Origin of the sequence: Campylobacter coli LMG 9860 (assembly GCF_000254135.1) — a bacterium.
In the GTDB taxonomy this organism is placed as follows: Bacteria; Campylobacterota; Campylobacteria; order Campylobacterales; family Campylobacteraceae; genus Campylobacter_D; species Campylobacter_D coli.
Genome location: NZ_AINS01000014.1, coordinates 1 through 235, shown reverse-complemented (window position 1 = coordinate 235; position 235 = coordinate 1). Strand labels below are relative to the sequence as shown.

Sequence of the window (235 nt, the reverse complement as noted above, 5' to 3'; positions counted from 1 at the left end):
CTAAGGTTTTTGGGAAAAGACATGATGATGTTTTAAAAGCTATTAGAAATATTTTAAACGACTTACGAGAAATAGGGGATTTGCAATGTATCCGCAATTTTACGGAATCATTTCAATACCGAAAAATAGAGGGTTTTAGAGGTAGAGGAAAAAAATACCCATACTATCAACTTACAAAAGATGGCTTTTCTCTTTTGGCAATGGGTTTAACAGGTAAAAAAGCATTGCGGTTTAA

1 protein-coding gene is annotated in these 235 nt (G+C 32.8%); it reads left to right on the top strand.

The genetic code is table 11. The annotated features are described in order from the left end of the window. The coding region (locus CCO88_RS02635; protein WP_002839274.1) for a Rha family transcriptional regulator at positions 1-235 on the top strand (235 nt) is incomplete at both ends.